20 protein-coding genes and 1 pseudogene are annotated in these 25,076 nt (G+C 71.0%); 10 read left to right on the top strand and 11 right to left on the bottom strand.

What is annotated here, in order from left to right:
- A partial coding sequence (locus tag ACFY0F_RS22620) for a maltotransferase domain-containing protein (protein ID WP_388797050.1) occupies positions 1 to 335 on the bottom strand: 335 nt, incomplete at its 3' end.
- A 265-nt stretch (positions 336 to 600) separates the two neighbouring features.
- Here ACFY0F_RS22620 and ACFY0F_RS22615 point away from each other — a divergent pair.
- Positions 601 to 3,219 carry a glycosyltransferase family 1 protein gene (locus tag ACFY0F_RS22615; RefSeq protein WP_388797047.1) on the top strand — a complete coding sequence of 873 codons (2,619 nt, stop codon included), beginning with the start codon at positions 601 to 603 and terminating at the stop codon, positions 3,217 to 3,219.
- A gap of 259 nt (positions 3,220 to 3,478) precedes the next feature.
- Here the strand turns inward: ACFY0F_RS22615 and ACFY0F_RS22610 are convergent, their stop codons facing one another.
- The 4 genes and pseudogenes from ACFY0F_RS22610 to ACFY0F_RS22595 all read right to left on the bottom strand — a co-directional run bounded on the left by ACFY0F_RS22610 (position 3,479) and on the right by ACFY0F_RS22595 (position 5,697).
- The gene (locus ACFY0F_RS22610) at positions 3,479 to 3,967 is read right to left on the bottom strand and encodes a hypothetical protein (protein ID WP_388797084.1); all 489 of its coding nucleotides are present in this window, start codon (positions 3,965 to 3,967) and stop codon (positions 3,479 to 3,481) included.
- 115 nt (positions 3,968 to 4,082) lie between these two features.
- Positions 4,083 to 4,136: pseudogene (locus ACFY0F_RS22605) on the bottom strand (hypothetical protein); the annotation flags it as partial.
- 131 nt (positions 4,137 to 4,267) lie between these two features.
- Positions 4,268 to 4,729 carry a cupin domain-containing protein gene (locus ACFY0F_RS22600; protein WP_165298920.1) on the bottom strand — a complete coding sequence of 154 codons (462 nt, stop codon included), beginning with the start codon at positions 4,727 to 4,729 and terminating at the stop codon, positions 4,268 to 4,270.
- A gap of 14 nt (positions 4,730 to 4,743) precedes the next feature.
- Complete coding sequence (locus ACFY0F_RS22595; protein ID WP_388797043.1) at positions 4,744 to 5,697, bottom strand: helix-turn-helix domain-containing protein; 954 nt, start codon at positions 5,695 to 5,697, stop codon at positions 4,744 to 4,746.
- A gap of 87 nt (positions 5,698 to 5,784) precedes the next feature.
- On the opposite strand from ACFY0F_RS22595, the gene ACFY0F_RS22590 reads away from it, so the two are divergent.
- On the top strand, positions 5,785 to 6,177 hold the full coding sequence (locus ACFY0F_RS22590; protein ID WP_388797040.1) for an ATP-binding protein: 393 nt from the start codon (positions 5,785 to 5,787) through the stop codon (positions 6,175 to 6,177).
- Between the two features lie 98 nt (positions 6,178 to 6,275).
- On the opposite strand, the gene ACFY0F_RS22585 is transcribed toward ACFY0F_RS22590, so the two are convergent.
- The 3 genes from ACFY0F_RS22585 to ACFY0F_RS22575 all read right to left on the bottom strand — a co-directional run bounded on the left by ACFY0F_RS22585 (position 6,276) and on the right by ACFY0F_RS22575 (position 10,810).
- The gene (locus ACFY0F_RS22585; RefSeq protein ID WP_388797037.1) at positions 6,276 to 6,788 is read right to left on the bottom strand and encodes a DUF1990 family protein; all 513 of its coding nucleotides are present in this window, start codon (positions 6,786 to 6,788) and stop codon (positions 6,276 to 6,278) included.
- Between the two features lie 70 nt (positions 6,789 to 6,858).
- Complete coding sequence (locus ACFY0F_RS22580; protein WP_388797034.1) at positions 6,859 to 8,508, bottom strand: M4 family metallopeptidase; 1,650 nt, start codon at positions 8,506 to 8,508, stop codon at positions 6,859 to 6,861.
- Positions 8,509 to 8,755: 247 nt separating this feature from the next.
- Positions 8,756 to 10,810 carry a M4 family metallopeptidase gene (locus tag ACFY0F_RS22575; RefSeq protein ID WP_388797031.1) on the bottom strand — a complete coding sequence of 685 codons (2,055 nt, stop codon included), beginning with the start codon at positions 10,808 to 10,810 and terminating at the stop codon, positions 8,756 to 8,758.
- 351 nt (positions 10,811 to 11,161) lie between these two features.
- On the opposite strand from ACFY0F_RS22575, the gene ACFY0F_RS22570 reads away from it, so the two are divergent.
- Positions 11,162 to 11,350: a hypothetical protein gene (locus ACFY0F_RS22570; RefSeq protein WP_388797080.1), complete on the top strand. Its 189-nt coding sequence runs from the start codon at positions 11,162 to 11,164 to the stop codon at positions 11,348 to 11,350.
- A gap of 58 nt (positions 11,351 to 11,408) precedes the next feature.
- On the opposite strand, the gene ACFY0F_RS22565 is transcribed toward ACFY0F_RS22570, so the two are convergent.
- Both ACFY0F_RS22565 and ACFY0F_RS22560 read right to left on the bottom strand, forming a co-directional pair.
- Entirely contained in the window at positions 11,409 to 13,274 is a 1,866-nt protein-coding gene (locus ACFY0F_RS22565; RefSeq protein ID WP_388797028.1) for an ABC transporter ATP-binding protein, read from the bottom strand.
- Entirely contained in the window at positions 13,271 to 15,091 is a 1,821-nt protein-coding gene (locus ACFY0F_RS22560) for an ABC transporter ATP-binding protein (protein ID WP_388797025.1), read from the bottom strand. The genes ACFY0F_RS22565 and ACFY0F_RS22560 overlap by 4 nt, the downstream gene beginning before the upstream one ends.
- Positions 15,092 to 15,273: 182 nt before the next feature.
- On the opposite strand from ACFY0F_RS22560, the gene ACFY0F_RS22555 reads away from it, so the two are divergent.
- Genes ACFY0F_RS22555 through ACFY0F_RS22540 form a run of 4 tightly spaced genes read left to right on the top strand, consistent with a single transcriptional unit; the run spans position 15,274 to position 18,860 of the window.
- Complete coding sequence (locus ACFY0F_RS22555; RefSeq protein ID WP_388797022.1) at positions 15,274 to 16,194, top strand: ABC transporter ATP-binding protein; 921 nt, start codon at positions 15,274 to 15,276, stop codon at positions 16,192 to 16,194.
- Positions 16,191 to 16,925, top strand: a complete 735-nt coding sequence (locus tag ACFY0F_RS22550) for an ABC transporter permease (RefSeq protein ID WP_388797019.1) — start codon at positions 16,191 to 16,193, stop codon at positions 16,923 to 16,925. Before ACFY0F_RS22555 ends, ACFY0F_RS22550 begins: the two co-directional genes overlap by 4 nt.
- A gap of 26 nt (positions 16,926 to 16,951) precedes the next feature.
- Positions 16,952 to 18,217 carry a sensor histidine kinase gene (locus ACFY0F_RS22545; RefSeq protein ID WP_388797016.1) on the top strand — a complete coding sequence of 422 codons (1,266 nt, stop codon included), beginning with the start codon at positions 16,952 to 16,954 and terminating at the stop codon, positions 18,215 to 18,217.
- Positions 18,207 to 18,860 (top strand): response regulator, encoded by a 654-nt coding sequence (locus tag ACFY0F_RS22540; RefSeq protein ID WP_388797013.1) that lies wholly within the window; start codon positions 18,207 to 18,209, stop codon positions 18,858 to 18,860. Before ACFY0F_RS22545 ends, ACFY0F_RS22540 begins: the two co-directional genes overlap by 11 nt.
- Before the next feature lie 19 nt (positions 18,861 to 18,879).
- On the opposite strand, the gene glgX is transcribed toward ACFY0F_RS22540, so the two are convergent.
- A complete protein-coding gene (gene glgX / locus ACFY0F_RS22535; RefSeq protein ID WP_388797010.1) occupies positions 18,880 to 21,105 on the bottom strand; it encodes a glycogen debranching protein GlgX in 2,226 nt (741 codons plus the stop codon).
- 150 nt (positions 21,106 to 21,255) lie between these two features.
- Between glgX and ACFY0F_RS22530 the strand changes: the two genes are divergently transcribed.
- The 3 genes from ACFY0F_RS22530 (at position 21,256) to ACFY0F_RS22520 (ending at position 24,836) form a co-directional block, all read left to right on the top strand.
- The gene (locus ACFY0F_RS22530) at positions 21,256 to 22,488 is read left to right on the top strand and encodes an Ig-like domain-containing protein (RefSeq protein ID WP_388797007.1); all 1,233 of its coding nucleotides are present in this window, start codon (positions 21,256 to 21,258) and stop codon (positions 22,486 to 22,488) included.
- A 161-nt stretch (positions 22,489 to 22,649) separates the two neighbouring features.
- On the top strand, positions 22,650 to 23,885 hold the full coding sequence (locus ACFY0F_RS22525) for an Ig-like domain-containing protein (protein ID WP_388797004.1): 1,236 nt from the start codon (positions 22,650 to 22,652) through the stop codon (positions 23,883 to 23,885).
- A gap of 183 nt (positions 23,886 to 24,068) precedes the next feature.
- Positions 24,069 to 24,836 carry an enoyl-CoA hydratase/isomerase family protein gene (locus ACFY0F_RS22520; RefSeq protein WP_388797001.1) on the top strand — a complete coding sequence of 256 codons (768 nt, stop codon included), beginning with the start codon at positions 24,069 to 24,071 and terminating at the stop codon, positions 24,834 to 24,836.
- Positions 24,837 to 25,076: the final 240 nt, after the last annotated feature.

Below are 25,076 nucleotides of genomic sequence, written 5' to 3'. Positions count from 1 at the left end.
TCGGGGTCCCGCAGCACCACATTCGCGGCCACCGCGTCATGACCCTCACGGAACACGGTCGCGGAAATCTCGAACGTCTCGCCGACGACCGCCTTGGCGGGCCTGCGGCCGTGCTGGACGACCGGACGGACGTCGAGGACGGGTATGCGACCGACGGCGGTGCCCTCGGTCGCGGAACTCCCCTCCGGGGTGGGCGGTCGGGTAGCGGCCGAAGTCTCCGGCTTGGTGCTCTTTTTACCGGCTGTGCTGTTGTTCGTCCTGCTGGCCTTCTTCGTTGCCTTGCTCGGTGTGCTGCTGTCTGTCGGAGGTGCTGACGAGTGGTGCGTGGCGGGCATGACCGCTCCTGTCCGCGTCAACGAGGGGGTGTGGGCGGATGACTGTGGGGAGGTGGGTCCTGCGGGTCGACCGATGCGCCTGGGGAGCGTACCGGAGGAGCCTTCCCACCCTATTCGGGTAGGCAATCCGGCACTTTGTTAACTACTCACGCGTATGTCTACACACAAGACCAGCCTCGCGGGTACGGGTACCCCGGGTACCGTCGGGGAGACGACGAGACGCACAACGGCGTGTGTCTCACACGCACTCCGCACGAGGTGGAATGTGAAGGCGATCCGTCGGTTCACCGTCCGTCCCGTTCTCCCCGAACCCCTCCGGCCGCTGAGCGACCTGGCGCGCAACCTGCGCTGGTCCTGGCACACGGAAACGCGCGACCTCTTCCAGTCCATCGATCCCGAACGCTGGGCGACCTCCGAGGGCGACCCGGTCCGGCTCCTCGGCGGTGTGCGCCCAGGGCGCCTCGACGAGCTCGCCGGCGACCGCCGGTTCCTGCGCCGCCTCGCCGCGGTCGCGGACGACCTGAACGACTATGTGACCGGTGACCGCTGGTACCAGACGCAGTCCGCCGACCTGCCCGCCGCGATCGCCTACTTCTCCCCGGAGTTCGGCATCACGGCCGCCCTGCCCCAGTACTCCGGCGGCCTCGGCATCCTGGCCGGCGACCATCTGAAGGCGGCCAGCGACCTGGGCGTCCCGCTGATCGGTGTGGGGCTCCTCTACCGGCACGGCTACTTCCGGCAGACCCTGTCCCGGGACGGCTGGCAGCAGGAGCACTACCCGGTCCTCGACCCGCACGAGCTGCCCCTCACCCTGCTCGACGAGCCCGACGGCACCCCCGCCCAGGTCTCCCTCGCCCTGCCCGGCGGAAAACGGCTGCGCGCCCGGATCTGGGTGGCCCAGGTCGGCCGTGTACCGCTGCTGATGCTGGACTCCGACGTCGAGGAGAACGACTTCGGCGAACGCGGGGTCACCGACCGGCTCTACGGCGGCGGCAGCGAGCACCGGCTGCTGCAGGAGATGCTGCTCGGCATAGGCGGAGTGCGCGCGGTACGCACGTACTGCCGGCTCACCGGCCACCCCGAGCCCGAGGTCTTCCACACCAACGAGGGCCACGCCGGTTTCCTCGGCCTGGAGCGGATCGCCGAACTCTGCGAGGCCGGCCTCGACTTCGACGCGGGCCTGGAGGCGGTCCGGGCCGGGACCGTCTTCACCACGCACACCCCCGTCCCGGCCGGCATCGACCGCTTCGACCGGGAGCTGGTCGCCCGGCACTTCGGCCCCGACGCCGAGCTGCCGCGCATGGACGTCGAGCGGATCCTGCGGCTCGGCATGGAGACGTACCCGGGCGGCGAGCCCAACCTGTTCAACATGGCCGTGATGGGTCTGCGCCTGGCCCAGCGCGCCAACGGCGTGTCGTTGCTGCACGGCCAGGTCAGCCGGGAGATGTTCGCCGGACTCTGGCCGGGATTCGACCCCGAGGAGGTGCCGATCACCTCCGTGACCAACGGAGTGCACGCCCCGACCTGGGTCGCACCCGAGGTCTTCCGGCTCGGCGCGCGCCAGGTCGGCGCACAGCGCACCGAGGACGCGCTCACCGTCGACGGCGGCGACCGCTGGGACGCGGTGGCGGACATCCCGGACCAGGACATCTGGGAGCTGCGGCGGACCCTGCGCGAGCAGCTCGTGGTGGAGGTGCGGGAACGGCTGCGGGCCTCCTGGCGGCAGCGGGGCGCGGGTACGGCTGAACTGGGCTGGATCGACGGTGTCCTCGACCCCGACGTCCTCACGATCGGCTTCGCCCGCCGCGTCCCGTCGTACAAGCGCCTCACGCTCATGCTCCGTGACCGCGACCGCCTCATGGAACTGCTGCTCCACCCGGAACGCCCGATCCAGATCGTCGTGGCCGGCAAGGCGCACCCCGCGGACGACGGCGGCAAGCGCCTGGTCCAGGAACTGGTCCGGTTCGCCGACGACCCGCGCGTCCGCCACCGCATCGTCTTCCTCCCGGACTACGGCATGGCGATGGCGCAGAAGCTGTACCCGGGGTGCGACATCTGGCTGAACAACCCCCTGCGCCCCCTGGAGGCGTGCGGCACGAGCGGGATGAAGGCGGCCCTCAACGGCTGCCTCAACCTCTCGGTCCTGGACGGCTGGTGGGACGAGTGGTTCCAGCCGGACTTCGGCTGGGCCATCCCCACGGCGGACGGCGCGGGCACCGACCCCGACCGGCGGGACGACATCGAGGCCGCCGCCCTCTACGACCTCCTCGAACAACGCGTGACCCCCCGCTTCTACGAACGCGGCCAGTCCCAGCTCCCCGACCGCTGGATCGAGATGGTCCGCCAGACCCTGACCCTGCTCGGCCCCAAGGTGCTGGCGGGGCGGATGGTCCGCGAGTACGTGGAGCGCCTCTACACCCCGGCCGCGCAGGCGGGCCGCGCGCTGACCCCGGACGCGGCGGTGGAACTGGCCGCCTGGAAGACGCGGGTGCGTGCCGCCTGGCACGGTGTGAGCGTCGACCACGTCGAGACGACGGCCACCAAGGCCACCGCCGAACTCGGCACCACCCTCGGCCTGCGCGTCCGCGTCGGCCTCGGCGACCTCTCCCCGGACGACGTGGAGGTCCAGGCGGTGTCCGGCCGGGTCGACTCCGAGGACCGCATCACGGACGCCACGACGATCGCCCTGAAGGCGGTGAGCGGCCCCGACCAGGACGGCCGCCGGGTCTACGAGGGCCCGCTCTCCCTCGACCGCACCGGCCCCTACGGCTACACGGTCCGCGTCCTGCCGACCCACCGCCTGCTGGCCTCCGGCGCGGAACTGGGGCTGGTGGCGGTGCCTTCGGAGGAGGGGGTGGAGGGGGCGGGGGTGCTGCTGCGCTGATGCGCTGACCCGCTGTAAAGCCCTCCCTGGTTCCCCCTGCCGATGCGTGCATGCCTGTCTGGAATGTCACACCGGCAGGGGGGACTGTGGAATGGGTGACCAGCGAAACAGTGGGCTTCGCCTGTTGCATGCCTCATGCGCTGTGCCGCCGTCGCATCAAAGGCAACAGCACGGCAAATCCGTGCCCTTACGCTGCGCACGCGCCATCACCCTCCGTGTTCGCGCCGCCCGGCGGCACCGCCGCGAAGTGGACCCACACCTACCACCCCAAGTCCGGGACGATGGACTGCGGCGGTCTGCCCGGCCAGCGCTGCACCGCCACCGGCCCTACGACGACCTGGGCCGGCAGAAGACCGTCACCGACAGCCGCGGCATCATCACCACGTACACCGACGACAACCGCGACCGGATCAAGCAGGCCGGGCGTGTCGAGGACGAGATCGAACCGTTCCGCGAGGGCAGCCGGGTCGAAGTCGAAACCCACGACCGGTTCGGCGCCGAGCTCGCGGGCCTCGTCGGTCGCAGGGTTGCGGCAGCTGCCGGCGACAGAGGCTCCCCGCGCCCGGGCGAACTGGGCGGCGGCCCGGCCCACACCGCCCAGGCACCCGTTGACGAAGACCACCTGCCCGGGCCGGATTTCCGCCGTGGTCTGGTAGGCGGTCACGCCCACGGTCGGCAGGGCGGCGGCCTGCTCGTACGAAAGGTCCACCGGTTTGAGCACGACCGCCTTCTCCGGAGCCGTCACCATCTCGGCGAACGCCCCCGCCTGCCGGAACCGAGCGTGGCCGAGTACCGCGTCGCCGGCCTTCAGGCGGGTGACGCCGGCGGCCGACCGCCTCGACGACTCCGGCGAAGTCGTGCCCCATCGCCCGGGGAAAGGAGCGGCCGGTCATCAGCTTCATCTCGCCGTTGCGCATCTTCCTGTCCAGCGCGTTGGAAGCCGCCGCTCGGACGCGGACGAGAACCTCATCCGGACCCGGGCGTGGTGGCTCGGACCCAGCGAGCCGCATCACCTCCGGGCCGCCGTAGCGGTCGTATTGCAGGCGCTTCATGAGGCGTATTCGTTCGAGATCTCGGTGGCGTAGTTCTTCCAGAGCGGTTCCATGGTCTCGGCGTTGACCGGCTGCCCGGAATCGATCATGGCCTTGAAGTCGCGGAAGTACTGCACATACAGGTCTGGCGTGAAGGTGTTCAGCATGACCGCGTTCTCGTCGCCGACGTTGGCGAACGTGTGTGGCGCCCCGGTCGGCACGATGACCCAGGTGCCCGGCCCGGCGTCGTATTGGTCCTCGCCGACGGTGAACCGGAAAGTTCCCGCCAGCACGTAGAAGCCCTCGTCATGCTGGGCGTGGCGATGCTGCAACGGACTCGGGGTGCCCGGCGGAATGGTGACCTCGGCGAACCCCAGCCGGTGGTCGGTGTGCTCGCCGTTCTCCAGGATGCGGATCTGCTGCGCCCCGCTGCCGAGGATCTCGCCCTCACCGGGGCGGACGATGTTTACCTTCGCCACGACTTCTCCTGTTTCTATTGCCTGCCTTGGTCACCACCATCCTTCTCCGGGCCGGCTGTGCGCGTCTTGGTCGTCTGTGCACGGTTGCTGGTTACCAGTGCGCGGGCGTTGTAGCCGTACGTCGCCTTGAAGAGCTTGCTGAAATGGGTGGGATCGGAGAATCCCCACCGGGCGGCCACGGCGGTGACCGTACGTCCGCTTCCGGTCAGCTCGGCCCGGCAGCGCTCCAGGCGGCGACGGCGGATCAGGGCCGCGACGGTGAGTGGCTGGTCCTCGAACAGCTTGTGCAGCCGGCGTACGGATATGTTGTGGGCGGCGGCGACGCCGGGCGGGGACAGATCGGGATCGGCCAGCCGGGTCTCGATGTAGCCGGCGATCCGGTTCCGCAGCCACTCGTCCGGGGCCGGTTGTTCGTCGCCGAGCCGGGCCTCCAGTGCGACCGCGATCAGCTCGACGACGGCCGCCGCCGACCGCAGCGCCTCCGCCTCGCGGAACTCGGTCGCCGACCGCGCCGACTCCCGGGCCACCACGGAGACGAGAGCGCCCGGGCCGTGGCTGCCGTCGATGCGTACGCCGATGAGCCGGTCGATCTGCGCGGGCCGGATCCGAAGCTCCCGGCGCGGAACCAGGATGGTGACGTGCGCCGCGGCGGTGCTCGCGAACCGGAGCGTACGCGTGGGATCGAGCAGCACCACGTCGGTCGGCCCGAGTTCGGCGTCGCCGCGCCCTTGCTCGATCCGCGTCCGGCCCCGGGTCATCACCTTGACCGCCAGGTTCTCGCCGTCGATGGCGTCGCGCTCCCGCCCGATGCAGGCGCTCTCGGGCGTGTCGAGGGAGACCAGCCGCAGCGGCCCGAGGTCACGGGTGGCGATCCGGCCCCGGAAGCCTGCCCCGGCCAGCTTGTTGACCAGCGGCGGAAACCCGCTGGCGGCCAGCTCGTCCTGGAACGTCTCAAGGTTGCCGGTCACCGGTCAACGATAACGGCGGCACTTCTGCTCGGGCATGGTGTTCGGCGGCCACGGCCGAACGGTGAGCCAGCACCGATATCGGAATTGGTGCGCCGGACCGGGGCCAGTGCCACCGAGCTGCTGATCTCGGAGCTGGTCACCAACGCCTACCTGCACACCGCGGGGCCTGCCTCGTTGCGGCTCACCGCGCTGGGGGACGGGCGGTTGCGGGTCGGGGTGTGGGACAGCCATCCACACATCCCCGCCCCTTTCGGCCGGCCGCCCGAGGACCGGGTCCCGGACGTCCCGGCGAACGCCGACGGCGGGCGTGGACTGCGTCTGGTGCAGGAGTTCGCCACGACATGGGGCGGCTGGCCGTTCGGTGACGATGTGCTCGGGCGGCGGGGCGCGGGGAAGCTGCTGTGGTTCGAGGTGGGTGGTGAGCGGTGTTCATCGGCCACGTCGGTCAGTCCTAGGTCGCCTCTGCGGGCCACCTCCTGACCGCTGCGTGTTGTGCGCGGCGATTGGTGGGAATGTCTCACGGCCGAGGCGCGCGACCTGCGGTTTTTCGGGCACCGCTGGTACATGCCCACCAAACGTCAGTTCTCCGGCGCCTCCGCGCACAGCCTCCGCAGCGCCGCCCCGCAGCGGCGGGCGTACGCGTGCTGCAACCCCCGCGTCGCCGCTCCGCCCGCTCGGGCGTACCAGGCCTGGGCGCGGGAGAAGGCGGCGATCGTCAGCCAGACCGTGCCGTCGCCCGTGCGGTCGACCACGAAGGCCTCCTCGCCGCACTCGGGGTGGCCGGGGAGGGTGCCGTAGGCCCAGCCGGCGCGGCGGTGTTCCTCCACCGTCCAGACGATGCGGCAGGGGGCCCGTATCACCCCGGCCAGGGTGACCGTGACGTCCACCTCGGGGGCGGCGCGGTCGGCGGTCGCGTCGATGCCGACGCCGATCGCGCGGTGCATCTCCCAGGTGAGGACCGCCTCGGCGGCTCGGCGGAACACCTGCTCCCCCTCACCTATGCGCGTGCGCACGTGCAGGGGGTGGAAGCCGGGCGGGCAGGCGGACAGGTTGTCGCGGGTCGCGCCGACCGCCTCGTAGGTGAAGGACATGGGGCCCAAGAGTAGGGCGGCCCCCGGGAGCGACTTCCTCCCGGGGGCCACCGTCAGTCACATGCCGGGGTCAGCTGACGTTGACCGCCGACCAGGCCGCGGCCACCGCGTTGTACTCGGTGCTGCCGGAGCCGTAGAGGGCGGCCGCCGCCGAGAGGGTGCCGGTGCGCGCCGACTTGTAGTTCGTCGTCGACGTGAAGTACGTCGTCAGCGCCTTGTACCAGATCTGCAGCGCCTTGGCGCGGCCGATGCCGGTGACCGTGGAGCCGTTGTACGTCGGGGAGTTGTACGACACCCCGTTGATCGTCTTCGAACCGCTGCCCTCCGAGAGGAGGTAGAAGAAGTGGTTCGCGACGCCGGACGAGTAGTGCACGTCCTTGCTGCCGACGGAGGAGGACCAGTAGTCCGACGAGCCGCCGTCCTTGCTGGGCTTGTCCATGTAGCGCAGCGGGGTGCCGTCGCCGTTGATGTCGATCTTCTCGCCGATGAGGTAGTCACCGGGGTCGGAGGCGTTGTTCGCGTAGAACTCCACGCCCGTGCCGAAGATGTCGCTGGTCGCCTCGTTCAGGCCGCCGGACTCGCCGGAGTAGTTCAGGCCCGCGGTGTTGGCGGTGACGCCGTGGCTCATCTCGTGGCCGGCCACGTCCAGCGAGGTCAGCGGGTCGGCGTTGCCGTCACCGTCGCCGTAGGTCATGCAGAAGCAGCTGTCGTCCCAGAACGCGTTCACGTACGCGTTGCCGTAGTGCACGCGGGAGTAGGCGCCGACGCCGTTGTTCTTGATGCCGCTGCGGCCGAAGGTGCTCTTGTAGAAGTCCCAGGTCTCGGCCGCGCCGTAGGCGGCGTCGGCGGCCGCGGTCTGGTCCGAGGAGGAGGTGGAGGCGGTGCCGGTGCCGAAGACGTTGGTCGAGCTGGCCACGAGGGTGCCCGTGCCGGACGTCCTGCGGGCCAGGTTGTACGTCTTGTGGTTGCCCCGCGCGCTGTCGGTGAGCTGGTACGTCGAGCCCGACTGCACGGAGTTCAGGCTGACGGTGCCCGAGTACAGCGTCTTGCCGGTGCCCGTCGCGTTCTCGATGCCCTGGTACTCGAAGAGCTTCTTGCCGGTGGCCGCGTCGGTGATGACGTGCAGCTGGTTCGGGGTGCCGTCGTCCTGGAGGCCGCCGACGACCGTCTCGTAGGCGAGGACGGGCTTGCCGGAGCCGGCCCAGATCACCTTGCGGGCGCCGTCGGCCGAGGTCTTGGCGGAGCCCCGGGTCTTGGCGGCGGTCAGAGCCTGCTTCTCGGCCTTGGTGGCGGTGATCTGCGGCTTGAGCGAGGCCACCTTGATGGCGGACTTCGTGGCTCTGGTGACGCCTTCGGTCTTGCCGGCCTTGCTCGTGTGGACGATCAGGTCGCCGCCGAGGACGGGCAGGCCCGCGTAGGTGCGCTCGTAGCGGGTGTGGAGGGTGCCGTCGGCGTCCTTCACGACGTCCTTGACGACGAGCTTCTCCTTGGCGCCGAGGCCTATGTTCCGGGCGGTCTCGGTGGCGCCGGCCTGCGCCTTCTGGATCAGGGTGGTGCGAGCCGCGGCGGACAGCGCGGTCGGGGCGGTGGCCAGCGGTTTGGCGGCGGCTCCGACGGGCTGGGCGGAGGCACTGGTGGTCAGGCCAGTGGTGAGCAGGGCGCCGGCTGCGACAGCGGTGGCAATGGCCAGAGTGCTGCGACGCGCGTAGAGGGGGCTCACTCAAGCTCCTTCTCGTGGGGGAGTCCGGGCCAGCGTGGGGTTACTGACCGGAGTGTGGCGTTGTGAAGTTGCTGTGTTGTGCGGCGGGTGAAGGAAGAGTGACATCACAGCGCGTACATGTCATGACCCTGTTGTGATGTTGGCTGAAATGCAGCGGCCAGGTTGTGTTGCGGCCATGTGAACGGGCGCCGCCCGGGGGAGTTGCACCTCCCGGACGGCGCCCTGCGAGTGGTGCCTCGAGCTGCGTCTACGGGAACGTCAGCTTCCAGCTGTTGATCGTTCCGACGTCCTGTGCCGCCTGGTCCTGGACCTTCAACTGCCAAGTCCCATTGGCTGGTTCGGAAGAGGCGTTCACCGTGTAGGTGGCGTTCACGTCGTCCGCCGAGTCGGAGGAGCTGAAGTTCTTCAGGCGGTACGAGGTGCCCGACGGGCCGACCAGATCGATCACCAGATCGCCCCGCCAGGTGTGGCTGATGTCGACCGTCACCTGGAGGTTGCTTGGCGCGTTTCCGCTCCTGCCCGAGACGGTGATGTTCGAGGTGACAGCGGGCCCGTTGTCCGGAATCGACACCGGTGTGGTGTTCTCGTACGAGGAGCCCCCGCCGCCCCCGCCCCCTGAGCGCGAGCCGACCGCGACGGCGGCCCAGGCGTCCTGCACCGCCTTGTACTCGGCGCTGGTGGTGCCGTACAGCTCACCGGCCGCCGCGAGGGTGCCGGTGCGGGCGCTCGCGTAGTTGGTGGTGGAGGTGAACTTGGTGCTCAGCGCCCGATACCAGATCTGCAGCGCCTTGTCCCGGCCGATGCCGGTGACCGGAAGGCCGTCCGCGGTGGGCGAGTTGTAGCTGACGCCGTTGATGACCTTGGCGCCGCTGCCCTCGCTCAGCAGGTAGAAGAAGTGGTTGGCGGGGCCCGACGAGTAGTGCACGTCGAGGCCGCCGAGGCCCGAGTACCAACTGTCCTTCGACGAGCCGTCCTTGCTGGGCTTGTCCATGTAGCGCAGCGGGGTGCCGTCGCCGTTGATGTCGATCTTCTCGCCGATGAGGTAGTCACCGGGGTCGGAGGCGTTGTTCGCGTAGAACTCCACGCCCGTGCCGAAGATGTCGCTGGTCGCCTCGTTCAGGCCGCCGGACTCGCCGGAGTAGTTCAGGCCCGCGGTGTTGGCGGTGACGCCGTGGCTCATCTCGTGGCCGGCCACGTCGATGGCGGTCAGCGGGTGGGTGTTGCCCGACCCGTCGCCGTAGGTCATGCAGAAGCAGCCGTCGTCCCAGAAGGCGTTGACGTACGAGTTGCCGTAGTGGACCCGGGAGTACGCCCCGACGCCGTTGTTCTTGATGCCGTTGCGGCCGAACGTGTTCTTGTAGAAGTCCCAGGTGACCGCGGCACCGTAGTGCGCGTCCGCGCCCGCGGTGGCGGCGTTCGACGTGGTGCCGTTGCCCCAGGTGTCGCTGGTCTGGGAGAACAGCGTGCCGGTGCCGGAGCTGCCGTGGTTGAGGTTGTACGTCTTGTGGCCGCCGCGCGCGCCGTCGGTCAGGGTGTAGTTCGACCCCGACTGGGTCGTGGTCAGCGTGACCTGGCCGCTGTACTGGGTGTTGCCGACGCCGGTCTCGATGCCCTGGTACTCGAAGAGCTTCTTGCCGGTGGCCGCGTCGGTGATGACGTGCAGCCGGTTGGGGGTGCCGTCGTCCTGGAGGCCGCCGACGACCGTCTCGTAGGCGAGGACGGGCCTGCCGCTCGCCGCCCAGATCACCTTGCGGACGCTGTCGGCCGCGGACTTGGTGCCGCCGAGGGCCTGGGCCCGCTTGACGGCCTGCCGTTCGGCGGCCGCCCTGGTGACGGCCGGGGTGAGGCCGGGGACCTTGAGGGTGGCACCGGTGGCCTTGATGACGCTCTTCGTCGCGCCGGACTTGGTGGTCTCGACGACCAGGTCGCCGCCGAGGACGGGCAGACCGGCGTAGGTGCGCTCGTAGCGGGTGTGGAGCGTGCCGTCGGCGTCCTTGACGACGTCCTTGACGACCAGCCCCTCCTTGGCGCCGAGGCCTATCGACCGGGCCGTGTCGGCCTTGGCGGCACTGGCGTCGCGGAGCAGTTCGGCGCGCTGCGAGGGGGTGAGCCGGACCGCGGAGTGGGCGGAGCCGGCCTTGGCCGAAGCGGCCGAAGCGGCCGAAGCGGCGCTGGCGGCGCCCGACTGGACGGCCGCGGCGATCAGTGCCGTCACACCGGCGAGGGCGACGGCGGCGGTACGGCGCGCGGCGGCGCGGGAGGGGGTGTGGGAGGTGCGTCTGCGCGAGGGATTGCTTCTCAACACGGACTCCTTCTGCATGGCCGCGGGGTGGGCGGCCAGGGGAGATCACAGCGGTGAAACTGTGGGGTTGCTGTGAAGCGACTGTGGGAAGAGTCGCAGCGGCGGACTCATCTGTCAGGAGCGCGTCAGGAATTTGGCCGGATTCGGTTCGTTGACCGGATATTCACGTTCGATATGCGGACCCTTTACCACCGGTCCCTCTGTTTCACCCGTCCCCTGTGCTTCACTCCCGGCCCCCGTGCCACGTCCGCCACAGCGCCGCGTACGCCCCGTCGGCCGCCACCAGTTCCTCGTGCGTGCCGAGTTCGGTGAGGCGGCCGTCCTCCATCACCGCCACCCGGTCGGCGTCGTATCCGGGAATGGACCTGCAGCGCCTGCGGCACCGTCCATGACCGGGACACCAATGCCGCGATCGACGTGAAGACGGCCGCCGGGCTGGCGGTATCGGCCTGCGGAGCGCCGGTAAGACCAGGAGTGATCCGGGCACAGCGCGAAGAAACAGGAAGCCACGGATTCCCGACCGGAAACCGTGCCGCTTAGCGGCACGGCAACCAGTCGAGGAAGGCCGGAATCCCCGGGCTTCAGCCCGAGGAGCAAGTCAAGCCAGGCTGTCCCGCCACGCCCGGTGCAGATCCGCGAACCGGCCTGTGCCCGCGATCAGTTCGGCCGGCTCGCCGTCCTCGACGATCCGGCCGTGCTCCATGACCAGCACCCGGTCGGCGATCTCCACCGTGGACAACCGGTGTGCGATCACCACCGCGGTACGGCCGCGCAGCACCGTCGACATGGCGCGCTGCACCGCCCGTTCGCCCGGGACGTCCAGCGAACTGGTCGCCTCGTCCAGGATCAGCACCGCCGGGTCCGCGAGCAACGCGCGGGCGAAGGCGACCAGTTGGCGCTGGCCGGCGGAGATGCGCCCCCCGCGCTTGCGGACGTCCGTGTCGTACCCGTCGGGCAGCGCGCTGATGAACTCGTGCGCGCCGATCGCCTTCGCCGCCCGCTCGATCTCCTCCCGGGTGGCGTCCGGGCGCCCGATGGCGATGTTCTCGGCCACCGTCCCGGAGAACAGGAACGCCTCCTGGGTCACCATGACCACTCCGCGCCGCAGTTCGGGCACGGCCAGCTCACGCAGGTCCACGCCGTCCAGCAGCACCCGCCCGTCGGTGGGGTCGTAGAACCGGGCCAGCAGCTTGGCCAGCGTCGACTTGCCGGCGCCGGTGGAACCGACGACCGCGACGGTCTGCCCGGCGGGGATCGTGAGGTCGAAGCGGGGCAGCACCTCACCGCCGGTGCGGTAGGCGAACCGGACACCGTCGAAGACGACCTCACGGCCGGGGTGCTCGCCCTGGCGGACCGGAAGCTCCTTCGGCCGCGACGGCTCCGGCACCGACGGGGTCTGCGCCAGCAGACCCGCGATCTTCTCCAGGGAGGCCGCCGCCGACTGGTAGGAGTTCAGGAACATGCCCAGCCGGTCGATGGGGTCGTACAGCCGGCGCAGGTACAGCACCGCCGCCGCCAGCACGCCCAGCGCCAGCGAGCCGGACGCCACCCGGTGGGCACCCCACAGCACGATCAGCGCGACGGCCGTGTTGGCCACCAGCCGCGAGCCGACCACATAGCGGGCCATCTCCAGCAGCGCGTCACCGTTGGTCCGCTCGTGCCGCCGGTTCAGCACCCGGAAGTCGGCGTCGTTGACGGCCTCGCGGCGGAAGGCGCGCACCGGCCGGATGCCGTTCATCGTCTCCACGAACTTCACGATCACCGCCGCGATCGCCGTGGACCGCACCCGGAACACCCGTCCCGCACGCCGCCGGTACATCCGGACCAGCAGGTACAACGGCACGAAGGAGGCCACCGCGACCGCGCCGAGACCGAGGTCCAGCCAGAGCAGCATCGCCGCGATGTACACGAAGGACAGGATGACCGTGACCAGTTCCTGCAGCCCCTCGCTGAGCAGTTCACGCAGCGACTCGACATCCGTCGTGGACCGGGAGATGAGCCGCCCCGAGGTGTACCGCTCGTGGAAGTCGACGCTCAGCGCCTGCGCGTGCCGGAAGATACGGCCGCGCAGGTCGAGCAGTACGTCCTGGTTGACTCGGGCGGAGGCGTCGATGAACGCGTACTGCAGCGCGCCGGAGACCAGCGCGCTCAGCAGATAGCCGACGCCCACCATGATCAGCGGCCCGTGGTCGCCGTGCTCGCGCAGCGCCGGTACGGCCCGGTCGATGGCGTACGCCACCAGCAGCGGGCCCGCCTGCACGGCCGCCTGCTGCAGCAGCAGCAACAGCGTGGTGCCGGCCACCCGCATCCGCATCGGTGCGAGCAGCGACCGCAGCAGGGCGGCCGTGGCTCCCGGCGGGGTGGGCAGGACGTCGCGGTCGAAGGGGTCGCCGGCGGCGGGCGGGCGGGGGAGTTCCTCCTCCTCGTCGGTGGTGGCGACCGGCGTGGTGGGGGCGGCGGTCATCGTGCGTCCTCCTGTTCCCCGGACATCAGATGGGCGTACTCGGCGTTGGACCGCAGGAGTTCCTGGTGGGTGCCGACGGCGGTGATGCGGCCGCCCGAGAGCAGGGCGACGCGGTCGGCGAGCAGCACGGTGGAGGGGCGGTGGGCCACGATCAGCGCGGTGGTGTCCGCCAGGACCCGGCGCAGCGCGGCCTCCACCGCGGCCTCGGTGTGCACGTCCAGCGCGGACAGCGGGTCGTCCAGTACCAGGAACCGGGGGCTTCCGACCACGGCCCGGGCCAGCGCGAGCCGCTGCCGCTGCCCGCCGGACAGACTCAGGCCCTGTTCACCGACCTGGGTGTCGGTGCCCTGCGGCAGTGCGTGCGCGAACTCCGCCTGGGCGACGGCGAGCGCCCGCTCCAGCTCCGGGGCGCCGGCCTCGTCACCCGCTCCCATGAGAACGTTGTCGCCGACGCTCGCCGAGAAGAGCGTGGGCTCCTCGAAGGCGACGGCCACCGCGGAGCGCAGCCGCGCGCGGGACATCGCGGTGATGTCCACGCCGTCCAGGGTGATCCGGCCGGCCGTGACCTCGTGCAGCCGGGGGATCAGCGCGGTGAGCGTGGTCTTCCCGCTGCCGGTGGCCCCGACCAGGGCCATGGACTCACCGGGGCGGATGTGCAGGTCGATACGGTCCAGGACGGCGGGGGAGCCGGGCGGGGCGTCGGGATAGCGGAAGCGGACCCCGTGGAACCGGATGCCCTCGTCCCCGTCTGCCCGCGCCGCCACACCGTCGTGCCCGTCGGGCCGCCCCGTCACGCCGACGTCCTCGCCCCCGGACTCGGACTCGGGCTCCTCGTCCATCACCTCGAAGTACCGCTGCGTGGCGGTCGCCGCCTCCTGGCTCATCGCCAGCAGGAAGCCGATGGAGTCGATCGGCCAGCGCAGGGCGAGCGCCGTGGACAGGAACGCCACCAGCGTCCCGGCGGACAGCTCGCCGTCCGCCACCCGCACGGCCCCCCACACCAGCGCCACCCCGATCGCCAGCTCCGGCAGCGTGACGATGACGCCCCAGATGGCCGCCAGCAGCCTGGCCTTGCGCAGCTCCGTCCCCCGCAGCGTCCCCGCCAGCTCCCGGAACGCCCGCGCCTGGCTGCGGTGCCGCCCGAAGCCCTTGATGATGCGGATCCCGAGGACGCTCTCCTCGACGACCGTCGTCAGGTCGCCGACCTGGTCCTGGGCGAGCCGCGCCGCCTGGGCGTAGCGTCGTTCGAAGACGAAGCAGGTCACCATCACGGGCACGGCGGGCGTCAGGATCACCAGCCCCAGCACCCAGTCCTGCATCAGCATGATGACCACGCCGACCAGGATCGTCACCGTGTTGACCAGCAGGAAGGTCAGCGGGAAGGCCAGGAACTGGCGCAGCAGCATCAGGTCGGTGGTGGCCCGCGAGAGCAACTGGCCGGAGGCCCAGCGGTCGTGGAAGGCCACCGGAAGCCGTTGCAGATGCCGGTAGAGCCCGGCGCGCATCTCCGCCTCGATGTGCGACAGCGGCCGGGCCACCAGCCACCGCCGCAGCCCGAACAGCAGCGCCTCCGCGAGGCCGAGCAGCAGCAGGTACAGCGAGCCCAGCCACACCCCCTGCGGATCCCGGTCGGCCACCGGCCCGTCGACCATCCACTTCAGTACGAGCGGGATCACCAGCCCCGTACAGGAGGCCACGACCGCGACGAACGCGGCGGCGGACCACCGCAGCCGCGCGGGCCGCACATACGGCCACAGGCGCAGGAGAGTGCGGACGGCGGAAGGGCCTCGGGCGGTGGTCGAACGTGTACTGGGCATCACCGTGAGCCTACGGACCGGCACTGACAACGCCCACCGAGTTTCGGCCGGAGGGAGGTCGTCCATTCGTCCTACTACCTGCATGTCGGGTGGGTCGTACCGTCGCATCGACCGATCGGATGATGCCGGGTCGAGCGTGACGGCCGATGTGGTCGGCGGCCCTGTCCCGGGACGCTCTAGGCATGCCATCCGTCATCGAAGTCAGCGACCTGCGCAAGTCCTACGGCGGCCGGCCTGTCGTCGACGGTGTGTCCTTCGCCGTCGAGGAGGGCGAGATCTTCGGGATCCTCGGCCCGAACGGCGCCGGCAAGACCACCACCGTCGAGTGCGTCGAGGGACTGCGCGTCCCGGACGGCGGCCGGGTCCGTGTCACGGGCCTGGACCCCGTCGCCGACCACGCGCGCGTGTCCCGCGTGCTCGGCGCCCAGCTCCAGCAGAGCGAGCTCCAGCCCAAGCTCACCGTCCGCGAGGCGCTGGAGCTGTACGCCTCCTTCTATCCGAACCCGGCGGCCTGGGCGCCCCTCGCCGAGCGGCTCGGGCTGACGCCGAAGCTCGACACGCGGTTCGCCAAGCTGTCCGGCGGTCAGAAGCAGCGGCTGTTCATCGCGTTGGCGCTGATCGGCAATCCCCGGATCGTCGTCCTCGACGAGCTGACGACGGGCCTCGACCCACGTGCCCGCCGGGACACCTGGCAGCTCATCGAGGACGTGCGGGCCGGTGGCGTCACCGTCCTCCTCGTCACCCACTTCATGGAGGAGGCCCAGCGCCTGTGCGACCGCATCGCCGTGATCGACAGGGGGCGGGTGTCCGCCCTGGACACCCCGGCCGGCCTCATCCGGCGCTCGGCGGGCGCGACCGTCATCAGTTTCACCCCCTCCGCCCCGCTGGACGACCGTGACCTGAACGCCCTCCCCGCGCTCGCCTCGATCGAACGCAAGGACGGCCGGATCACCCTCTCCGGCACCGACGAGACCGTGAACGCGGTCGTCACCCTGCTCGCCCGGCACCGCGTCACCGCCCACCAACTCCGCGTCGTGGACGCCACCCTCGACGACGCCTTCCTGGACCTGACCGCGAAGAACACCGAGGAGACCCCGGCATGAACACCGCCGTCCTGCGCACCGAGTTCCGTCTGTTCCGCCGCGAGCCGGGGGCCGTCTTCTGGATCTCCCTGTTCCCGACGCTGCTCCTGGTGATCCTCGGCTCGATACCGTCGTTCCGGGAGGCCGACAAGTCCCTCGGCGGGCTGCGGCCGGTCGACGCCTACACGCCCGTCGTCGTGCTGATGGCATTGATCATGTCCGGCGCGCAGGCCCTGCCCCAGGCCCTGACCGGCTACCGGGAGCGGGGCGTGCTGCGCCGGATGCGGCTCACTCCCGTACGGCCCTCCGCGCTGCTGTCCGCCCAGATGGCCGTGCAGGGCACGGTGGCGCTGGGCTCGGCGCTGCTCGCGCTCGCCGTCGGCCGGCTCGCCTTCGACGTGACGCTGCCCGAGCAGCCGGTCGGCTATCTCCTGGCCCTGCTCCTCACCACCGCGGTGGCCCTCGCCCTCGGCTCCCTGGTCTCCGCGCTGTCCCGCACCACGAAGATCGCCGGTGCGATCGGCTCGGCCGTGCTCTTCCCGTCGATGTTCTGCGCGGGGGTGTGGCTGCCGGTGCAGGAGATGCCGCACGCGATGGCCCGGGTGGTCGGGCTGACCCCGTTCGGGGCCGCCGTGCAGGCGCTGAACCAGGCGGCGGCCGGGCACTGGCCGGGGTGGGGACACCTGGGCGTGCCGGCGGTGTGGATCCTGCTGCTGACCGGTGCGGCCGGCCGCTGGTTCCGCTGGGAGTAGGCGAACCGCCCGTGGAGACTGGGGAGATGACAGCGAGGGACAGGCAGATCGAGCGGCGCTGGGATCAGTTGCACACCTGGGGGCCGTACGGTCTGCTCGTCATCGGTCTCGGCCCCGCGCTCGCCACCGCCGACCCGCACGCACCCCCGGCCAAGTGGTACACCGGCTGGGCCCTGATCGCCACGGCGGTCGCGCTTCAGCTGTGGTGGCACGGCCACCGGCGCCGCCTGCCCGACCGGGGCCGGACCCCCTCCCGGGCCGGCACGGCCTACTACGGCGTCCGGTGGGCCGTCGCCTTCGCCCTCACCTGGCTGAACCCGTTCTTCGCCTTCTATGCCGCCAGCGGCTACATGGACGCCGACGAGACGGTCCCGAGCAGGTGGCAGAAGCTCGGCCTGTTCGCGAGCGCGGTCACCGTGGCCGGGGCGCAGGCCGGCGGGATGCCGATCCGCGGCGCGGTCCAGTGGCTCGTCTTCGCCGCACTCCTGGCCGCCAACTCCGCCCTGCAGATGGTGGTCGCCCACCTCACCACGCAGGAGACGCTGCGCTCCCGGGAACGCACCGCGACCATCGCCGAACTCGAGCGCACCAACGCCGCGTTGCAGCAGGCCCTCGACGAGAACGCCGCCCTGCACGCCCAACTCCTCGTGCAGGCAAGGGAGGCAGGCGTCGCCGACGAACGCCGGCGGCTGGCCGCCGAGATCCACGACACCCTCGCCCAGGGCCTGACCGGCATCATCGCCCAGCTCCAGGTCGTCGCGAACACCCCCGACCCGGACCAGGCCCGCGAGCACGTGGACCGCGCCGTGAACCTGGCCCGGCACAGCCTCGGCGAGGCCCGCCGCTCCGTGCACAACCTGGCGCCGGTCGCGCTGGAGCACGACGGGCTGCCCGAAGCCCTGCAGAAGACGGTCGACGAATGGGGCCGACGAACCGGTACCCGCGCCGACTTCACGGTCACCGGCACCGCGGAACAGCTCCACGAGGAGGTCGCGGCGACCCTCCTGCGGATCGTCCAGGAGGCCCTGTCGAACGCCGCCCGCCACGCACGCGCCTCCCGTGTCGGCGTCACCCTCTCCTACCTGGGCGACGAGGTCATCCTCGACATCCGCGACGACGGCACCGGCTTCGACCCCCTCGCCCTCCCGGAACGCACCCGCGCGGGCGGGTTCGGTCTCGACGGCATGCGCGCCCGCGCCGAACGCATCGCGGGCTCCCTGACCGTGGAATCCGAGCAGGGCCACGGCACCGCCCTGTCGGCTCGCGTACCGTTGGTCCGCCATGACCAGTGACGCGCCGCAAAAGACGATCTCCCTGCTGCTCGTCGACGACCACCCGGTCGTACGCGACGGCCTGCGCGGCATGTTCGAGTCCGCGCCCGGCTTCACCGTGCTGGGAGAGGCGGCAAGCGGCGTCGAGGCGCTCGAACGGGCCGCCGCCCTCGACCCCGACGTCGTCCTGATGGACCTGCGCATGCCCGGCGGCGGGGGAGTGGACGCCATCCGCGAACTGACCCGGCGCGGCGCCCGTGCCAAGGTCCTCGTACTGACGACGTACGACACCGACTCCGACACCCTGCCCGCCATCGAGGCCGGCGCGACGGGCTATCTGCTGAAGGACGCCCCGCGCGACGAACTCTTCACCGCCGTCCGGGCCGCCGCCGAGGGCCGCACCGTGCTGTCCCCGGCCGTCGCCACCCGTCTGGTCTCCGCCGTCCGCACTCCCCGGTCCCCCGGCAACGAGCCGCTCTCCGCACGCGAACGCGAAGTGCTGGCCCTGGTCGCCAAGGGCACGTCCAACCGGGAGATCGCCCGCGAACTGTTCATCAGCGAGGCGACGGTCAAGACCCACCTCACCCATCTGTACGCCAAACTGGGCGTCAACGACCGCGCGGCGGCCGTTGCGACGGCCTACGACCGGGGGATCCTCGGCTGACGAGCCCCCCGGCGGCCGTTCAGCCCACCCTCAGCAGCAGCACCGACCGCCCCGGCACCGTGATCTCCGTCCCCGCCGCGTGCGCCACCGCCGGGGCCTCGCCCTGGTCCTCCCGGGAGGTGTCGACGACCACCTCGTACCGCTCGGCCCACGGCGGGCCGGGCAGCACGAACGGCACCGGGGCGTGGCCCGCGTGCAGCACCGCGAGGAAGCTGTCGTCGGCGACCGGCGCGCCCCGCGTGTCCCGGCCGGGTATGTCGCGGCCCGAGAGGTACATGCCGAGGGTGGCGGCGGGCGCGTACCAGTCGGCCTCCGTCATCTCCGTGCCGCGGGAGGTGAACCAGGCCAGGTCCCTCAGACCGTCCGCCGAGTGGGCGCGGCCGGAGAAGAAGGCGCGGCGGCGCAGCACCGGGTGGCGGTGGCGCAGCGCGATCAGGCGGGAGGTCAGCTCGAACAGCGGGCGCCAGCCGGGGTCGTCCAGGAGGCTCCAGTCCAGCCAGCCGATCTCGTTGTCCTGGCAGTAGGCGTTGTTGTTGCCGCGCTGGGTGCGGCCCATCTCGTCGCCGGCCACCAGCATGGGGACGCCGGTGGAGAGCAGGAGGGTCGTCATCAGGTTCCGCAACTGGCGGCGGCGCAGGCCCCGTATCCCGGCGTCGTCCGTCTCGCCCTCCGCCCCGCAGTTCCAGGAGCGGTTGTCGTCCGAGCCGTCCCGGTTCTGCTCGCCGTTCGCCTCGTTGTGCTTGCGCTCGTACGACACGAGGTCGCGCAGGGTGAAACCGTCGTGCGCGGTGATGAAGTTGACGGAGGCGTAGGGGCGCCGGCCGCCCCAGGCGTACAGGTCGCTGGAGCCCGACAGGCGGTAGCCGAGGTCGCGTACGTCGGGCAGGGCGCCGCGCCAGAAGTCGCGGACGGCGCCCCGGTAGCGGTCGTTCCATTCCGTCCACAGCGGCGGGAACGCGCCGACCTGGTAGCCGCCGGAGCCGACGTCCCACGGCTCGGCGATCAGCTTCACCCGGCGCAGCACCGGATCCTGGGCGATCACCGCGAGGAACGGGGAGAGCATGTCGACGTCGTGCATCGAGCGGGCCAGCGCGGCGGCCAGGTCGAAGCGGAAGCCGTCCACGCCCATCTCCGTCACCCAGTAGCGCAGGGAGTCCGTGATCAGGCGGAGCACCTGAGGCTGTACGACGTGCAGGGTGTTGCCGCAGCCCGTGTAGTCGGCGTACCGGCGGGCGTCGTCCTGCAGCCGGTAGTAGCCGCGGTTGTCGATGCCCTTCAGGGACAGGGTCGGGCCCAGCTCGCCCGCCTCCGCGGTGTGGTTGTAGACCACGTCGAGGATGACCTCGATGCCCGCCGCGTGCAGCGCCCGCACCATGCGCTTGAACTCGCCGACCTGCTGGCCCGTCGTACCGGAGGCCGCGTAGGCGGCGTGCGGGGCGAAGTACCCGATGGAGTTGTAGCCCCAGTAGTTCACCAGTCCCCGGCGCAGCAGGTGGTCCTCGTGCGCGAACTGGTGGACGGGGAGCAGTTCGACGGCCGTCACGCCCAGCTTCACCAGGTGCTCTATCGCGGCGGGGTGGGCCAGGCCGGCGTAGGTGCCGCGCAGTTTCTCCGGGATGCCCGGGTGGAGCTTGGTGAAGCCCCGTATGTGCAGCTCGTAGATGACGGAGTCGGCCCAGGGGGTCTTGGGACGGCGGTCGTCGGACCAGTCGTCGTCGTCATGGACGACGACACCCTTGGGGACGTGCGGCGCGGAGTCCCGGTCGTCGCGCACGGTGTCCGCGACATGCTGGTCCGGCCAGTCGCGGACATGCCCGTACACCTCCGGCGGCAGGCCGAACTCCCCGTCCACCGCACGCGCGTACGGATCGAGGAGGAGCTTCGCCGGGTTCCAGCGGGCACCGGTCCACGGGTCCCAGCGGCCGTGCACCCGGTAGCCGTACCGCTGGCCGGGCAGCACACCGGGCACGAAACCGTGCCAGATCTCGTGCGTCAGCTCGGTCAGCGGCACCCGGGTCTCCCGGCCGTGCTCGTCGAACAGACACAGCCGGACCGACTCCGCACCCGCCGCCCACACCGCGAAGTTCGTGCCGCGCACACCGTCCGGGCCGACCCGGAAGCGGGCACCCAGCGGTGTGGGCGCGCCCGGCCAGACCGGCACGGTGGGCGCCGCGGCGTGCCGCGTGCCGCTCACCACCGTGGCGCGCTGTTCCGCCACTACCTGCTGCTCGGCCGAGCTGGTCACGTGGTCAGCCTCCCGCGGCTCGTGGAACGACGTGGAAACGGGTACACGGGTCCCGTCGTGCGCCGCGTCGCGTCGTCCTCCCCACTGTTCTGCCCAGCGCTAGCGTCGCACTCACGTTTCCCCAGGGCGGGGACGGTCGTTGAGACCCTCGTGAGGCATGCAAAGGGACGCGCACGGCGCGCGGGCGCCGCGCTGGCGGCGGCACTGACATGGGCGGCACTGCTGGCCGGGGCCGCGGGCTGCGGTCCGGACATCACCGACGACATCGGCATCGACCGGGTCCTCGGCAAACCCCCCGCACCCAAGGACGCCATCCGCATCTCCCCGGACGACGGCAGCAAGGACGTCCGTCCGGGTGAAAAACTGCGCGTACGGGTGCCCGACGGACGCCTGGAATCCGTCAAGGTCGTCCGCTCCCAGGACGCCCAGGACACCCCGGTGCACGGTCATCTCACCGACGACGGCATGGCCTGGGAACCCGACGACCGCGAACTGGCGCTCGCCGCCCGGTACACCGTCGACGCGGTGGCCCTGGACGGCCACGGGCACCGCTCGGCCCGGCACGCCACGTTCACGACGCACGTCCCCGAACAGCGGTTCATCGCGTACGTCACCCCCGAGAACCGCGCCACCGTCGGCACCGGGATGATCGTCTCCCTCGCGTTCAACCGGGAGATCGTGAACCGGGCCGCCGTCGAGCGGGCCGTCCACGTCACCGCGCGGCCCCATGTGGAGATCCGCCCGCACTGGTTCGGCAAGGACCGCCTGGACTTCCGCCCCCAGCGCTACTGGAAGCCCGGCACGCAGGTCACCGTCGACCTGCGGCTGCGCGACGTCGAGGCGGCACGCGGCGTGTACGGGCTGCAGGACCGGACGTTCTCCTTCACCGTCGGCCGCAGCCAGGTCTCGGTGGTGGACGCGGCCGAGCACACCATGGAGGTACGCAGGGACGGCGAACTGCTCGCCACCGTGCCCATCACGGCCGGCGCGCCCGAAACCACCACCTACAACGGGAAGATGGTGGTGATGGAGATGCTCGAGGTCACCCGTATGAACAGCCGCACGGTCGGGTTCGGCGGCGAGTACGACATCCCCGACGTCCCGCACGCCATGAGACTCACCGACTCGGGCACCTTCCTGCACGGCAACTACTGGGCCCCCGACGCCCCCGGGAACGTCAACGTCAGCCATGGCTGTGTGGGCCTGAGGGACGTCAAGGGCGGCGGTGCGGACACGCCCGCGGGCTGGTTCTTCGACCGCAGCCTGGTCGGGGACGTCATCGAGGTGGTGCACAGCAACGACAAGACCGTCGCTCCCGACAACGGCCTCGGCGGGTGGAACATGGGGTGGAAGGAGTGGAAGGCGGGCAGCGCGGTGCGTTGACCCGCCGTCGGCCCCGGCCGCCCCGGCCAGTTGATGTTGCTACGAAACGGTGACCATCAGCTGACACGATCCCCAAAACCTTGCGGTTAATATGCGCCGATGCGTGCGTGGGGTGCGCGCCGGGGCGCGGGCCTGACCAGGCTCGGGGAGGGGAGAACAACTTGAACGTGCGGCCGATATCGGGGGCGTCGGTGGGGGGCCGGCGGGGCCGGAAGGGCTGGCCGGTGGTCATAGCCGGCGCCCTGCTGATGGCCGCCACCGCGTGCGGTGGCGGCGACTCGGACTCCGGGTCCGGCGGCGGGAAGGGCAAGGACACCTCCGCCGCGCAGAGCAAGCAGTCCGAGGCCGTGGTCACCATCTCGCCGAAGACCGGGGCCGACGAGGTCGACACCAGCGGCGCCCTCAAGGTCACCGCCGGCAAGGGCAGACTGACCGAGGTCGAGGTCAAGGACGACAAGGGGACCACGGTCGCCGGCAGCATCAGCGGCGGGGGCACCAGCTGGACGCCCTCGACCCATCTGGCCGCCGCCACGAAGTACACCGTGCACGCGGTCGCCAAGGACTCCGCGGGCCGTCAGACGGCCGAGGACTCCAGCTTCACCACGCTGACCCCGAAGAACACCTTCCTCGGCTACTTCACCCCCGAGGACGGCTCCACGGTCGGCGTCGGCATGCCGTTCTCGATACGCTTCACCCGGGGCATCACCAAGCCCGGGGACGTGGAGAAGGCCGTCCGGATCAAGACCGAGCCCGCCGTCGACGTCGAGGGCCACTGGTTCGGCAACGACCGCCTGGACTTCCGGCCCGAGAAGTACTGGAAGTCCGGCACCAAGGTCACCGTCAAGCTCGACCTGGACGGCGTCGAGGGCCGTGACGGCGTCTACGGCAAGCAGACCAAGACGGTGAAGTTCACCATCGGCCGCAACCAGGTGTCCGTCGTGGACGCCAAGAAGCACACGATGAAGGTCACCCAGGACGGCAAGGTCGTCAAGACCATCCCGGTCACCACCGGCAAGCCCGGCTACGACACCTGGAACGGGCAGATGGTCATGAGCGAGAAGCTCACCGTGACCCGGATGAACGGCGACACCGTCGGCTACGGCGGCGAGTACGACATCAAGGACGTCCCGCACGCCATCCGCCTGACCAACTCCGGCACCTTCATCCACGGCAACTACTGGGGCGGCGGCGCCTTCGGCAACTACAACGCCAGCCACGGCTGCGTGGGCCTGCGCGACGTCAAGGGGGGCTACGACAGCGGCGTCCCGGCGGCCTGGTTCTTCAACCACTCGATGATCGGTGACGTGGTGGTCGTCCAGCACTCCCACGACCGGACCGTGGACCCGGACAACGGCCTCAACGGCTGGAACATGTCGTGGGACAAGTGGAAGGCGTGAGCCTGCGCTGACGTGGGCGTCAGCCCTCACCGAAGTACGGGCCCGGTGCTGTGACCGACAGCACCGGGCCCGCTGCCGTCAGCCCCCGTGCTGTGTCTGCCCGGGGGTGACCCCCGGACCCCCGGCGGGGTGTGAGCGACCGCACCCGGCCGACCGCCGTTAGCCCCCGTTAACCTGCTGCCCATGACCGTGAATCTCGAAGTCGCCGAAGGCGTCGGCACTCTCCGGCTCGACCGTCCGCCCATGAACGCGCTCGACGTCGCCACGCAGGACCGGCTCAAGGAACTCGCCGAGGAGGCCACGCGCCGCGACGACGTGCGCGCCGTGGTGATCTACGGCGGAGAGAAGGTGTTCGCGGCCGGCGCGGACATCAAGGAGATGCAGGCGATGGACCACACCGCGATGGTCCTGCGCGCCCGCGCCCTGCAGGACTCCTTCACCGCCGTGGCCCGCATCCCCAAGCCGGTCGTCGCCGCCGTCACGGGGTACGCGCTGGGCGGCGGCTGCGAACTGGCCCTGTGCGCCGACTACCGCATCGCCGCCGACAACGCCAAGCTCGGCCAGCCCGAGATCCTGCTCGGCCTGATTCCCGGCGCGGGCGGCACCCAGCGGCTGCCCCGGCTGGTCGGCCCCTCCAAGGCCAAGGACCTCATCTTCACCGGCCGCATGGTGAAGGCCGACGAGGCGCTGTCGATCGGTCTGGTGGACCGGGTGGTACCGGCCGCCGAGGTGTACGCCGAGGCGCACGCCTGGGCCGCGAAGCTGGCGCAGGGGCCGGCTATCGCGCTGCGCGCGGCGAAGGAGTCGATCGACACGGGCGTGGAGACCGACCTCGAGACCGGGCTCGCCGTCGAGCGGAACTGGTTCGCGGGGCTGTTCGCCACCGAGGACCGCGAGCGGGGCATGCGCAGCTTCGTGGAGGAGGGGCCGGGGAAGGCCAAGTTCCTGTGAATCCCTGCCCCGCCTGCTCTTGCAATTGACGAGACGTCTCATCCGGGATCCCTCGCCCGGGCGGTCGACGGCAGCTTCGCGGCAGCTTCGGCCCGTCCCGGCGGGGGAGCGCTGCAGTCGCCCGGCGGGGGTTCGTCACCGCAGGTGGGAGGGGCACCGACGCCGTTTCCATGCCAATGGCATATGCGCAACGGATCTCGAGCAACGGTAGCGCCCGGGGGCGTATTCCGCCGGAACGGC

Origin of the sequence: Streptomyces sp. NPDC001544, from assembly GCF_042894285.1 — a bacterium.
GTDB lineage: Bacteria > Actinomycetota > Actinomycetes > Streptomycetales > Streptomycetaceae > Streptomyces.
The sequence above is the reverse complement of the archived record's forward strand: the minus strand, read 5'-3'. Positions and strand labels throughout refer to the sequence as shown.

Excerpts from the sequence above, each read along its gene's own strand:
- ACFY0F_RS22610 (WP_388797084.1), bottom strand. The coding sequence starts at position 3,967 with ATGGTGACGGCTCCGGAGAAGGCGGTCGTGCTCAAACCGGTGGACCTT.
- ACFY0F_RS22585 (WP_388797037.1), bottom strand. The coding sequence starts at position 6,788 with ATGTCCTTCACCTACGAGGCGGTCGGCGCGACCCGCGACAACCTGTCC.
- ACFY0F_RS22565 (WP_388797028.1), bottom strand. The coding sequence starts at position 13,274 with ATGACCGCCGCCCCCACCACGCCGGTCGCCACCACCGACGAGGAGGAG.
- ACFY0F_RS22560 (WP_388797025.1), bottom strand. The coding sequence starts at position 15,091 with ATGCCCAGTACACGTTCGACCACCGCCCGAGGCCCTTCCGCCGTCCGC.
- ACFY0F_RS22555 (WP_388797022.1), top strand. The coding sequence starts at position 15,274 with ATGCCATCCGTCATCGAAGTCAGCGACCTGCGCAAGTCCTACGGCGGC.
- ACFY0F_RS22550 (WP_388797019.1), top strand. The coding sequence starts at position 16,191 with ATGAACACCGCCGTCCTGCGCACCGAGTTCCGTCTGTTCCGCCGCGAG.
- ACFY0F_RS22545 (WP_388797016.1), top strand. The coding sequence starts at position 16,952 with ATGACAGCGAGGGACAGGCAGATCGAGCGGCGCTGGGATCAGTTGCAC.
- ACFY0F_RS22540 (WP_388797013.1), top strand. The coding sequence starts at position 18,207 with ATGACCAGTGACGCGCCGCAAAAGACGATCTCCCTGCTGCTCGTCGAC.
- ACFY0F_RS22520 (WP_388797001.1), top strand. The coding sequence starts at position 24,069 with ATGACCGTGAATCTCGAAGTCGCCGAAGGCGTCGGCACTCTCCGGCTC.